Origin of the sequence: Curtobacterium sp. NPDC087080, from assembly GCF_044745105.1 — a bacterium.
In the GTDB taxonomy this organism is placed as follows: Bacteria; Actinomycetota; Actinomycetes; order Actinomycetales; family Microbacteriaceae; genus Curtobacterium.
The window spans coordinates 109464-121255 of the sequence record NZ_JBIUZP010000006.1 but is presented as its reverse complement, the minus strand read 5'-3'; the positions used below and the strand labels follow the sequence as shown (position 1 = coordinate 121255).

Here is an 11792-nt window from a genome sequence, read left to right as displayed (position 1 = left end):
AACAGAAGGGAACCCTGGCATGACCACCACCAACCGCGGTCTCAACCGGGTCCTGCTGTTCCTGATCGGCCTGATCAGCATCATCACAGGTGTCACCATCGGTGCCGGGGTCCTGCAACCCGTCCGCGACGCCCTCGGGCAGGTCATCACCCTGCCGGAACAGGTCACCGTCCCCGACCAGGCGTTGTGGATCATCGCCGGAGTCTGCGCGGTGGTCATCGTCCTGGCGGTGATCGTGGTGTTCACCCGCGGTGGCGGCGGCACCAGTGTCGCGGTCCGGGAACGCACCGGCGAGGACCAGGTCACCGTGAACGTCGCGCTCGTGCGGGACGTCATCGACCACGAACTCACCGGCATCCACGACATCGTCGGCTCCAAGGTCGACACGTACCTGGTGAAGAAGACCCGCGCCGCACGCATCAAGGTCCACGTCCGCCGCGGCGGTGACGCGGTCACCGTCCTCGACGCCGTCGACCACGCCCTCACCACCCTCGACCAGACCCTCGGCCGGAAGATCCCGGTCCTGGTCCACCTCACCGGCGGCACCCGCACCGCACTGGCACGCACCACCCGCGTCCAGTGACGCGACCCGGCGGACGACGCCGGACACGAACGCACCACCAGCACCACCGCAAGCGGGCCGGACGAGGCGACCAGAGCCTCCCGGCCGTCACCACCGGGCACCAGCCCACGAGAGCGAAGGGAACCCACCATGGGACTCGACGACAAGATCAAGAACGCTGCCCAGGACATCGCCGGCAAGGCCAAGGAGGCCTTCGGCAACGCGACGAACAACGACGAGAAGGTCGCGGAGGGCAAGAAGGACCAGGCCGCTGCGAGCGCCAACCAGACCGGCGAGGACGTGAAGGACGTCTTCAAGTAGGAGCGGACCCCGGCCGTCGCTCCCCGACGGGAGCGACGGCCGACCTGTTGACGAGGAGGAAGCCATGCAGCACGATCCGAACGCCCGGACGCAGATCACCGAGGTCGACCTGCCGTCCGAGCTGACCACCCCGCTCCCCGAGGACGCCGGGCCCCTGGTGGTCGCCGCCCGCACCGCGGCGGAGACGGCGCTCGGCGTGCCGGGCGTCCACCACCTGGGCGGGCTCGTCGCACGGGCCGCCGACCGCGTCCGGTCGCAGCTCGGTCGCACCGCCGGGGCCCCCGGGGTGCAGGTCGACGACAACGACGGCACGCTCGACGTGACCGTGTCCGTCGTCATCAGCTACCCGCACCCGGTCCGCGAAGTCGCCGAGGAGGTCCGCCGCCAGGTGGCCGCCGCGGTGTCGCAGCTCGGCGCCGGCCAGCCCACCACCGTCGACGTCCGCGTGCTCGACGTCCACGGACCCTTCGACGACGACCCGACGCCGGTGGACAAGGCCCGTGAGGCCGTCGGTGACGCGGTCGACCGCACGAAGGAGGCCGTCTCCGGTGCCGCGGAGAGCGTCCGCGACGGTGCCGCCGAGGTCGCCGAGCGGGCACGCGACGCCGCGCAGGACGCCGCCGAGGCCACGCGCGACGCCGCGGGCCGCGCACGGGACGCTGCCGGGGACGCCGTGGACGAGGCCCGCGAGAGCGCAGCCGAGCTCGGTGACCGGGCCTCCGACGCCGTCGACACCGCGCGCGACGAGACGGCCGGTGCCGTCGCCGCCGCACGCGAGACCGCGTCCGACGCTGCCGAGCGCGCCGCGGAGAAGTCCTCGGACGCCGGCGACGCCGCGAAGGAGGCGGTCAGCGCCGCGAAGGACGCAGCGCAGGACGCCTCGCAGGAGATCCGTGACCGCGCGTCCGGTGCCGCCGCAGCAGCGACCGACGCCGCGGCCGATGCCGGCGCCGCTGCCTCGCACGCGGCCGATGCGGCAGCGACCGCGACGAAGGACTCGGGCGACGGCGGGGAACGACGATGACCACCGCGTGGGCGGGACGCCGGGGCACGGCCGCCCGTCGTCCTCGCCCGCGCGGCGTCTGGATCGCGTCAGGCATCGGGATCGTGCTGGTGCTCGCCGTGGCCCTCGGCGCCTACCTGCCGCTCGTCGGGTTCCTCGGCGGTGTGACCGCCACCACCGCAGGGCTCGTGCCGTTCCCGTTCATCCGGATCGCCCTCGTCACCCTGCTCGGCGTGGTGGTCGTCCTCGCCCTGCTGTCCTGGGCGCTGACCCGTCGCCACACGGTCACGTCGGTCTTCGCCGTCGTGCTCGCGGTCCTGGTCAGCCTCGCGGTCACGGCCTACCCCGTCGTGACGATCGCCGTCGCCTCGGCGGACCGCGCCGGCGACGTGTGGCCGATCGTCACCGAGCTCTGGCAGCGCTTCACCGGCTGACGGCTCGACCGGTCGGCTGCCCGGCCGGCGGAACCGCCGGGATCCGCCCGCGAGCTGCCGCGGTCAGCGCGCTGCGACCGCCAACCGGGCCAGGCCCTCGTCGATCGAGACGGTCGGTGCCCAGTGCAGGTCCTCACGAGTCCGTCGCTGGTCGAACCAGTGCGCGGTGGACAGCTGCTCGGCGAGGAACCGCGTCATCGGCGGCTCGTCCGTCCCCGGACGCACCCGCCACACCGCCTCGACCACGGACCCGGCTGCGCGGGCGAGAGCGGCGGGCACGTGCATCCGGGGTGCCGGGACGCCGGACGCAGTGCAGATCCCTGCGAGGAGCTCCCCCACGGATCGGGGCTCGCCGTTCGTCACGACGTAGGCGGTGCCGTGCACGGCGTCGTCGGCGGCGTGCTCGAGCGCGGCCACCATCGCCGAGGCCGCGTTGTCGACGTAGAGCGTGTCGATGAGCGCCGCGCCGGAGTCGAGGAGCGGCAGCCGTCCGGTCCGTGCGCGGTCGACGATGCGGCCGACCAGCTGGGTGTCCCCCGGCCCCCACACCAGGTGCGGGCGGACGGCGACGACCGCGAAGCCGGGCGCGTCCGCCTCGAGCGCCAGCAGTTCGGCGGCGGCCTTGGTGCGGGCGTAGTGCCCACGTGCGGCCGTCGGTTCGGCGGGATCGGCAGCCGCACCGGCCAGCGAGGACCCGGTGTGCGCGACGGACGGCGACGACACGAAGACGAAGCGCTCCGCACCGGCGGTCCGGGCGGCGTCGAGCAGCGCGCTCGTCCCGGCGACGTTGACGCGGGCGAAGTCGGTCGGGTCCCCGGCGAGCGACACCTTCGCTGCCAGGTGCACCACGGCCTCCACCCCGTCGACGGCGCGCGCGACGGCGGCGGTGTCCGTCATCGTGCCGAGGGCGTCCTCGACCCCGTCGACCCCGGACGGCCGGCGCTGGAACGTCCGGACGTCGTGCCCCGCGTCGCGCACGGCGGCGGCGGTCGCCCGGCCGAGGAAGCCGCTCGCCCCGGTGACCAGGACCCTCACGGGCGGACCATCCGTCCACCGCCGAGCACCGTCGTCGCCCACCGCGAGAGCCGTGCGCGATCGACCTTCGAGTTGTGCCGGATGTCCGTCGGCAGGACGGGGACGACGAGCACCGCGGCGAGCGGGATCCCGGCGGCCGCACGGACGGCGGCGGCGAGGTCGGCCGGCGCGAGCCCCGGACGCCGTGCCGCGGGAACGGTCTCCACGACGGCGACGACCTGCTGCGTGCCCGCGGGACCGGTGCCCGCGACGCCCGCGCGCCCGACACCGTCGACGCGCTCGATGCGCTGTTCGGGTCCGACCGGGGTGACGACCCCGTCGGCGGTCGTCACGACGTGCTGCAGCCGGCCCTCGATCCACAGACGACCGTCGACGTCGAGGTGCCCCACGTCACCCGTCCGGTGTCCGCGCGGGTCGTCGACCCCGAGCCGGGACACCCGGTCGGTGCGCCAGAGCCGGTCGTAGTGGTCACGGACGTGCGGTGCCGCGACGACGACCTCGCCCGTGACGCCGCTCTGCTCCGTCGGTTCCCCCGTCGGTGCTCCGGCATCGTCGAGCGGGGCGATCCGCACCCGCACACCGGCCGCCGGGGTCCCGACGCAGATGCCGTCGTCGGGAGCGGAAGCGGCCGACCGGACGCCGTCCAGGTCGGTGTCCGTCATGAGCAGCCCCTCGGTCATCCCGTAGGGCGTGTGGGCCGCCGCGTTCGGCATGAGGTCGGTCGCCGATGCGAGGAGCGCGGCGGACACCGGCGCCCCGGCGGACAGGAACAGGCGCACGCGCGCGAGGGACTCCCGGTCGGCGGCCGTCAGCGCCGACGCCGTCGCGACGACGTTCGCCAGCGCCGCGGGCGAGAGGAACACCACGGTCGCGTCGGCCGCGGCGACCGCGTCGGCGACCGCCCGTGCCGTCAGCGTGCGCGGAGCGGTGACGTCCATGTCCGGCGCGACCGAACGGGCACCGAGGGCGGGGCCGAGCAGGGCGAACGGCGCGAAGCCCGCGACGAGCCCGGTGCCGACACCGACGCCGTACTGCGCCGCCAGGACGTCCCGCACCGCGGCGAGCTGTCCGTGCGTGTACACGACGCCCTTCGCCGGTCCGGTCGAGCCCGAGGTGAACAGGACGGCCGCGGGAGCGTCCGGCGACGGGGCGGCGGGCAGGGCCGCTCCGTCGGCGAGCCGACGGGCACCGCGCCGGGCGACCTCGACCAGGGTGTGCTCCACCCCGAGGACCGCTCGCGCAGGAGCGGGCAGCGCGATGGTCGCGATGCGCCGGCCCGGCCACCCGAGTGCGCGTGCGGCGCCGAGTCCCGGCAGCGCCCCGATCACCCAGTCCGGCCGGGCGCCACGGACGGCTCGGGTCAGCCCCTTCAGGCCGAGGCCGGCGTCCGCGACGACGACGACCGCACCGATGCGGACGCAGGCGTAGAGGACGGCCGTCAGGTCGGCACCGGGCGTCACGAGCAGCGAGACGCGGTCGCCGGGCCGTACCCCGAGGTCGGCGAGTCCGGCAGCGACCTCGCGGACGCGGCGGGCGAGCAGCCGCCAGGAGACCGTGCGCGGACCACCGGCGGCGGCCATCTCGACGAGCGCCGGGCTGGTGTCGTCGGCGAGGTCGTCGAGCGCAGCCCACAGCGGCCGGTGGTGGTCGGACCCGAGACTCGGGCTGGGCGACGTGTCGCGAGCCGCAGCGCCCGAGAACGGTCGGGCACCGCGAGACTCGGTTGCGTCGTGCGGGCCGGTCTGGAGGCCCGTCTCGCCGCCGCCGGGCGCGTGGCCCTCCGGCAGGCGGTCACCCAGCCAGTCGAGGACGGTCCCCGCGACGTCGGCGTCGTCCGGCAGCAGGTGGCCCGCGCCCTCGAAGCGGTGCACGTCGGCGTGCGGCAGACGGTCGGCCAGGTCGTCCAGGTAGCGCTCCAGGAACACCGGGTCACGCGGTCCCCACATGACGAGCGCCGGGACCTCGAGCGCCGCGACACCGGCGGCGATCCGGTCGAGCTCGGCGGCGCTGGGGTGCGTGCGGTCGACCGGGATGTCCGCGACGAAGCCGCCGATCCCCCCGCGCCGGGCGGCTCCGCGGTACGGCGCCCGGTAGGCGTCGGCGACGGGACGGTCGAGCGACGGGTGCGCGATCGCGAGCGTCGTCTCGAGGAACGCGGGCGTCAGCACCGTCCCGCGCCCGAGCACGCCGGGACGCAGGGCGAGCCGCAGCGGAGCGGGGATCGGGGCGTCGTCGGGCTGGTGCACGGCCGTGTTGCACGTCGCCACGCCCACCACGAGGTCGGGGTGGTCGACCGCCCAGCCGAGCGAGACGACACCGCCCCAGTCGTGCCCGAGGGTGACGACGGGTGCGGTGAGCCCGAGCTCGTCGGTCAGGGCACCGAGGTCGCGGACACGGTCGGCGAGGCGGTGCTGGTCCGCGGTGCGCTCCGAGAAGCCCATGTCGAGCTGGTCGACCGCGACCACGCGCCAGGCCGGACCCCCGGCCCGGGCGGCGTCGAGCGTCCGCGCGGCGACGGACCGCCAGAGGTAGGACCACGTGGGGTTGCCGTGCACGCAGAGCAGGGTGCCGACCGGCGTGACGCCGAGGTCCTCGAGCTGACCGGCCGTGTCGAGGAGGTGCCAGGTGCGCGCGGGGCGAGCCGCGCCTCCCGGCTGTCCGCCCGGTGACGCGGGGACCGTGACCAGGCGGGACCAGGCCGGGTCGAGTCCGGGCAGGGGCGGCGGGAGCGTCGCCGGAGCCGTGCTGGCGGCGACGCGCGGGAGGCCGGACCTCACCAGCGCAGTTCCATCATCGCCGTGTTGATGCCGGAACCGACCCCACCGAGGAAGACGCGGTCACCGCGGGTGATGCCGCCGCGGTCGACCTCGTCGGCCAGGGTGATCGGGATCGACGCCGGACCGACGTTGCCGTAGCGCTGGTAGGTCGTCGGTACCTTGGTGCGCGGGATGCCGATGGCCTCGACGAACGCGTTCGTGTGCACGTCGGAGACCTGGTGGAGCACGTAACGGTCCATGTCCTGCCAGTCGAAGTGCGACCGCGCCTCGTTCCAGGCGGCGACGACGAGCTCCATGCCGCCCTTCAGCAGCATCTTCGCGTCGGTGAACATGCCGTCCACGCTGCCGACGCACAGGTCGTACCACTGCGTCGCGGCACGGGTGACGCCGCCGATGATGCGGTGCCCCTCGGGGTGGACGTCCGACGGACCGAGCACGGCGGCCGCGGCACCGGACCCGAGGGTCAGGCTCGCGAACTCGCTCATGAAGTCCTTGCGGTTCCGACCGCCCTGGTTCAGACGGTCGATCGTGTTGAGCTGCACCTGGTCGGCGTCCTCGCCGTCCACGATGAGCGCGTACTTGATCTGGCCGGAGTCGATCATGCCCGCGGCGACGCTCATCGCGTTGACGAAGCCGAGGCAGGCGTTCGCGATGTCGAAGTTGATCGCCGACGTCGGCAGTCCGAGCCCGTGGTGCAGGCGGACGGCGACGCTCGGCTCGAGGTGGGGACGCGTGACGGAGGTGTTGATGAGGAGGCCGACGTCCTCCGGGCGGATGCCGGCCTCGGCCATCGCGCGACGGCCGGCGTCGATCGCGGCGTCCTGGAAGGTCTGGCCCTCGCCCCAGTTGCGGCGCTCGGTGACGCCGGCGACCCGCTCGAGCAGGCCGGTCGGGAGACGCAGCCGACGCAGGGCCCCGCGGAGCTTCGCCTCGATGTCCGCGGACGTCGTCACGCGGTCCGCGACGGTGGTCGCGACCGACAGGAGCGACACGTTCTGGTGCTTCGCCGTGGCGTTGCCGGGGCGCTCCGGTTCGCTGCTCGTCGACTGGTCGACCGGTCGTTCCGTCATGATCGTCACCGACACATACTTCCGCATCTGACCTGGGTACGCGATCCGGGTGCGCTGGGCGGCGCCGGTCAGGCGTCCTTGGGCAGCTTGCGGACCTTCGACCGACGGCGGCGGCGGTCCGGGATCATCGACCGCATCTCCTCGAGCTTGCCGAAGCAGAGCAGGCGGTCGCTGGCCTGCAGTTCGACGCCGCTGCGGGGGTTCGGGATCACCGAGGCGCCGCGGTGCAGGGTCAGGACCGTGATGTCCCGGTCCCAGAGCCCGGACTCCTTGATGGTCTTGCCCACCAGGTCGGCGTTCGTGTGCACGAGGAGCTCGGCGACGCCGTAGCCGGTCGAGACGCTGAGGCGCTGACGGACGTCGATCTCCGGGAATGCGACCTGGTTGCCGATGAAGTCGATGATCGCCCCGGCGACGTCGAGACCGGTCGCGCGCTCGATGCCCTCGAGCCCCGGGGAGGAGTTGACCTCCATGACGAGCGGCCCGTCGTTGCCCTCGAGCATGTCGACGCCCGCGACGCGGAGGCCCATGATCTGCGCCGAGCGCACCGCGGCCTCCTCGTACTCGGGGCTCAGCGTGACCTTCTCGACGGTGCCGCCGCGGTGCACGTTCGACCGGAACTCGTCGCCGGAGGCACTGCGTCGCATCGCGGCGACGACCCGGTCCCCCACGACCAGTGCACGGATGTCACGGCCCCGGCTCTCGGAGATGAACGCCTGGATGAGCACGTTCTGCTTCGTGGAGTGCAGGGTCTCGACGATCGATTCGGCGACCTTCGCCTCGGGTGCCAGGATCACGCCGATGCCCTGCGTGCCCTCGAGCAGCTTGATGACGACCGGTGCCCCACCGACGCTGTCGATCGCCCCGCGGACGTCGGCGCGGCTGTTCACGAACGTGGTCGCCGGCATGCCGATGTGGTGGCGCGACAGGATCTGGTTCGCGCGGAGCTTGTCGCGCGAGTTCGTGATGCCCGTCGCCGTGTTCGGCGTGTAGACGTCCATCTGCTCGAACTGCCGCACCACCGCCGTGCCGTAGTAGGTGATCGAGTTGCCGATGCGCGGGAGCACGGCGTCGTAGTCGCTGAGCAGCTTGCCGCGGTACAGCAGGTCGGGCTCGTCGCCGGAGAGGTCGATGGCGAACCGCAGGGTGTTCAGCACCTTGACCTCGTGCCCACGGTCGACCGCGGCGGCACGCAGACGCTGCGTCGAGTACGCATGCGGGGCGCGCGACAGGATGGCGAGTTTCATCGGGGTTGCTCCACGGGGTCGAGACGTCGACGGCGACGCTCAATCAAAGCATGCGACAGGATGGGCACATGGCCCGGAACCCGACGATCGCAGGATGGCGTGAGTGGGCTGCCCTGCCCGGGCTGGACCTGCCCTGGATCAAGGTGAAGCTCGACACCGGGGCGCGGAGCTCGGCGCTGCACGCGTTCGACCTCGAGGAGCTCCCCGGCGACCGGGTGCGCTTCTCGGTGCACCCGTGGCAGGACACCGACGCCGACGCCGTCACGCACGAGTGCGACGTGCACGACCGGCGGATCGTCCGGAGCTCGACGGGGCACACGCAGGAGCGCATCGTCGTGCTGACGCCGATCACGCTCGCGGGCCGCACGATCGACGCCGAGGTCACGCTGAGCAACCGCGACCAGATGGGCTTCCGGATGCTCGTCGGCCGCGAGGCGCTGCGCCAGGGGTTCCTGGTCGACCCCGCCCGGTCGTTCATGTCGGGGCGGGCACCGAAGGAGATCCGGCGGCGCAACCGCGGTCGCGCCTGAGGCGCGGGGCGGCGCGGCGCGGCGCTTGCGCTCGCGCTGAGGGGCGGCGCGCTGTGCTCCCGCACAACGGGAGGCACGCCGCGCCACGTCGTTCCGTGGTGCGGCGTGCTTCCCGTTGTGCGCGCCTCCCAGCATGCGTCCCGCACGAAGGCGGACGGGAGGCGCGGGGCGGGCTGGATCCGCGCCTCCCGTCCCACGAAGGGCCGTATTCCACAGGCTTCGTCTCGCTCGTACTGAAATGCTACGTTCTACACCTTGCCGGTTCGGTCATGGGGGTGGAACGTGGGGTTCGAGTTCGACGACGCCGCAGCTGCGCGGCTCGCCGCGTGCGCTGCGCAGGCGGCGTTGGCGCTGCGCGGGAGTGCATGGCCGCGACGGAGCGCTGCCGAAGCAGCGCTGCGGGACTTCGACGGCGGGTACGCGCGCCTGTTCGAGACGGCCAGGACCGTCGAGTCCGAGGACCGGGTGCGACTCGCACGCGCCCTCGACGACCTCGCCGACCAGGTGCGGATCGCTCAGCACCAGGCACGGAGGGAGCGCCGCCGCCGCTCGGAGCTCGCGGCCTGGCGGAGACGGACGGCCGACCGCCAGCACACGCTGGTCGGCGTGGGCGCCGTGTGGGAGCCCGTGCTCGACGCGAGCGCAGCGGTCTTCGATCCGGAGCCCGCCGATCCCCCGATCAGACCGGCGCCCGTCACCGCGACCTTCCGCGCTCGACACCGACGACGGACCGGAGCGCAGTCGACCGGGCGCAGCAGTGCCGATCCGGACCGGTTGCGACAGTTCGCCGCCGCGGCCCAGGCGCAGGACGGCGCGACGGAGCAGGACCTCGTCCGCGTCCGGAACGCGTGGGCGGGGTTCCGGGACCGGTGCGGGTGGGTCCCCGTCGAGGCACCCCCGCTGCCCGGCGGCTTCGGCGAGTACCTCGACGAGAACGCCGAGGACGCCCGGTGGGCGGCGCGGGTCGCCGACGCGTTCGAGGCTGCCGGCGGAGGGTCGGTCGCCGACGTCGCGCTCGACGTCGCCGGAGCGTCGACGCTGCCCCCGGCGGCACAGCGGCTGCTGGACCCGTCCCTGACCCCGGCGCAGGTCGCGGCGGCGTGGAAGGAGCTCGGGCTCACCGCGGAGGACATCGCGGCGCTCCCGCTGCGCACACAGGTGCAGGTGGCGAACCTCGACGGGGTGCCTGCCGTCGCTCGTGACGTGGCCTCGCGGCGGGTGCTCGCCGTGGCGATTCGAGACCCGGAACGGCTGTACCGACTCTTCGGCCTGGCCTCCACGTACGGCGCGGTGAGCCTCGAGGAGTTCACCGCACAGGTCCGCGCGCTCGCTCAGGGCCTCCAGCGGGCCGACAAGGTCGCAGCCGATCTACCCGCGCCGACCGTGACGGTGGCGCAACTCGTCGGCTTCGGCGTCGCGAACGGCGCTCCCGTCGCCGCGGTCGTGCTGGGCGACCTGGACACCGCCGAGAACGTCACGGTGAACGTTCCCGGGGCGACGACGACCCTCGACAGCACGCTCCAGAAGGTGCGCGCTGCGTCGGGGCTGCTCAACTCCGCGGCACGACTTCAAGGCTCGACGTCGTTCGCGGTCGTGTCCTGGTTCGGCTACCGCGCACCTGCCTTGCCCGAGGTCCCGGCGCAGGGCCGAGCCGCCGCGGGTGGGGCCGAACTGGCGTCCTTCCTCGACGGCATCCACGACAGCCGAGGCGGGGCACCGCGTCGACTCACGGTGCTCGGCCACTCGTACGGCTCGACGACCGCAGCGGAAGCACTGGCTCAGACGCGACACCGCGTCGACACCTTCGTCACCTACGGATCGGTCGGCTTCACGGACGCGACCAAGCCGGAGCACCTCAACGTCGACCGCGTGTACGCGACGGAAGGACAGGCGGACCACACCGCCATCAAAGGCAGGATCGGCCGGACCGACCCACGCGACCTGCCGGACGTCGAGGTCTTCAGCTCCGAAGCGGCGAAAGGCCTCGAGGCCGTGACAGGGCACGCCATGTACCCCGAGACCGCCGGCCAGGTCGGATACCTGACCCCCGGTTCAACTGCTCAGGACACCATCTCGCAGATCGTCGCAACGGGAGGGCGAGGATGACGACCATGCGATCGATCCGCGCCCTCGCCGCAATCATCACCTGCGCCTGGCTCCTGTCCGGGTGCACGGCAGGAGGAGACCGCATGCCCGTCGACGCCGCAGGGCTGACGCAGGAGGACGTGGCGCGGATGTCGCTCCACGAGGAGTTCGATCGGTACCACGAGCACTACGAGCGGATGCAGCAGGTACTCGCGGCCGTGCAACCTCGGGTGCACGACGGTGAGTGGCGGTGGGTCGGCGGCGACCGTGTGCCCGGGATCGGTGGTGACGGCGTCGTCCCGTTGATCGGTTCGACCACCGAGAACAGCTACGACCTGCGCACATCACGCGTCTGGTCCTCTCCTGACGCCGGCAGCGACCGTCGTGGACTGCGACCGATGATCGACTACTTCGAGGACCAGGGCTGGCCGTGGCGAGAGCGCACGCTCGGGAAGAACCACGACGTGTGGGCGGTCACCGACGACGGCTGGCACATCCAGTACCTCATCGTCAGCAACGGCAATCACGCGCTCACCGTGTACAGCGAACTCTTCTGGACCAACGACGGACTCGAGCTCACCGAGGCCATCGGCGGCCGCAACGACGGGGACTACCCCGAGGAGTCCCTCCCCGGCGAGTACCCGCCGTTCCCGAAGTGGAGCGACCCGATCATCCGACCACCGAAGATCTGAGTGCGCATCATGCTCAGTTGCCCGGATGACGCTCCG

General features: G+C 73.1%; 11 protein-coding genes. 7 read left to right on the top strand and 4 right to left on the bottom strand.

Annotated elements, in window-relative coordinates; genetic code table 11:
* The 4 genes from ACIPEQ_RS15560 to ACIPEQ_RS15545 all read left to right on the top strand — a co-directional run.
* The coding region (locus ACIPEQ_RS15560; protein WP_402715869.1) for a hypothetical protein at nucleotides 1-583 on the top strand (583 nt) is incomplete at its 5' end.
* Nucleotides 584-712: 129 nt separating this feature from the next.
* On the top strand, nucleotides 713-883 hold the full coding sequence (locus tag ACIPEQ_RS15555) for a CsbD family protein (RefSeq protein WP_402715868.1): 171 nt from the start codon (nucleotides 713-715) through the stop codon (nucleotides 881-883).
* 64 nt (nucleotides 884-947) lie between these two features.
* On the top strand, nucleotides 948-1907 hold the full coding sequence (locus ACIPEQ_RS15550; RefSeq protein ID WP_402715867.1) for an Asp23/Gls24 family envelope stress response protein: 960 nt from the start codon (nucleotides 948-950) through the stop codon (nucleotides 1905-1907).
* The gene (locus tag ACIPEQ_RS15545) at nucleotides 1904-2320 is read left to right on the top strand and encodes an MFS transporter permease (protein ID WP_402715866.1); all 417 of its coding nucleotides are present in this window, start codon (nucleotides 1904-1906) and stop codon (nucleotides 2318-2320) included. Before ACIPEQ_RS15550 ends, ACIPEQ_RS15545 begins: the two co-directional genes overlap by 4 nt.
* A gap of 63 nt (nucleotides 2321-2383) precedes the next feature.
* Here the strand turns inward: ACIPEQ_RS15545 and ACIPEQ_RS15540 are convergent, their stop codons facing one another.
* From ACIPEQ_RS15540 to rimK, 4 genes are all read right to left on the bottom strand, one after another.
* Complete coding sequence (locus ACIPEQ_RS15540) at nucleotides 2384-3355, bottom strand: NAD-dependent epimerase/dehydratase family protein (protein WP_402715865.1); 972 nt, start codon at nucleotides 3353-3355, stop codon at nucleotides 2384-2386.
* Nucleotides 3352-6132, bottom strand: a complete 2781-nt coding sequence (locus ACIPEQ_RS15535) for an alpha/beta fold hydrolase (protein WP_402715864.1) — start codon at nucleotides 6130-6132, stop codon at nucleotides 3352-3354. Before ACIPEQ_RS15535 ends, ACIPEQ_RS15540 begins: the two co-directional genes overlap by 4 nt.
* Complete coding sequence (locus tag ACIPEQ_RS15530) at nucleotides 6129-7202, bottom strand: 3-oxoacyl-ACP synthase III (RefSeq protein ID WP_126891264.1); 1074 nt, start codon at nucleotides 7200-7202, stop codon at nucleotides 6129-6131. Before ACIPEQ_RS15530 ends, ACIPEQ_RS15535 begins: the two co-directional genes overlap by 4 nt.
* Before the next feature lie 68 nt (nucleotides 7203-7270).
* Nucleotides 7271-8449, bottom strand: coding sequence for a 30S ribosomal protein S6--L-glutamate ligase (rimK, locus tag ACIPEQ_RS15525; protein ID WP_058727301.1), 1179 nt, complete (start codon nucleotides 8447-8449; stop codon nucleotides 7271-7273).
* Between the two features lie 68 nt (nucleotides 8450-8517).
* Between rimK and ACIPEQ_RS15520 the strand changes: the two genes are divergently transcribed.
* The 3 genes from ACIPEQ_RS15520 (at nucleotide 8518) to ACIPEQ_RS15510 (ending at nucleotide 11756) form a co-directional block, all read left to right on the top strand.
* Nucleotides 8518-8979 (top strand): RimK/LysX family protein, encoded by a 462-nt coding sequence (locus ACIPEQ_RS15520; protein ID WP_126891262.1) that lies wholly within the window; start codon nucleotides 8518-8520, stop codon nucleotides 8977-8979.
* A 282-nt stretch (nucleotides 8980-9261) separates the two neighbouring features.
* On the top strand, nucleotides 9262-11085 hold the full coding sequence (locus ACIPEQ_RS15515; RefSeq protein ID WP_402715863.1) for an alpha/beta hydrolase: 1824 nt from the start codon (nucleotides 9262-9264) through the stop codon (nucleotides 11083-11085).
* 5 nt (nucleotides 11086-11090) lie between these two features.
* Nucleotides 11091-11756 (top strand): hypothetical protein, encoded by a 666-nt coding sequence (locus tag ACIPEQ_RS15510; protein WP_402715862.1) that lies wholly within the window; start codon nucleotides 11091-11093, stop codon nucleotides 11754-11756.
* The last annotated feature ends 36 nt before the right edge of the window (nucleotides 11757-11792 follow it).

Coding starts and splice junctions, on each gene's coding strand:
- ACIPEQ_RS15555 (WP_402715868.1), top strand. CDS start 713: ATGGGACTCGACGACAAGATCAAGAACGCTGCCCAGGACATCGCCGGC.
- ACIPEQ_RS15550 (WP_402715867.1), top strand. CDS start 948: ATGCAGCACGATCCGAACGCCCGGACGCAGATCACCGAGGTCGACCTG.
- ACIPEQ_RS15545 (WP_402715866.1), top strand. CDS start 1,904: ATGACCACCGCGTGGGCGGGACGCCGGGGCACGGCCGCCCGTCGTCCT.
- ACIPEQ_RS15530 (WP_126891264.1), bottom strand. CDS start 7,202: ATGACGGAACGACCGGTCGACCAGTCGACGAGCAGCGAACCGGAGCGC.
- rimK (WP_058727301.1), bottom strand. CDS start 8,449: ATGAAACTCGCCATCCTGTCGCGCGCCCCGCATGCGTACTCGACGCAG.
- ACIPEQ_RS15520 (WP_126891262.1), top strand. CDS start 8,518: ATGGCCCGGAACCCGACGATCGCAGGATGGCGTGAGTGGGCTGCCCTG.
- ACIPEQ_RS15510 (WP_402715862.1), top strand. CDS start 11,091: ATGCGATCGATCCGCGCCCTCGCCGCAATCATCACCTGCGCCTGGCTC.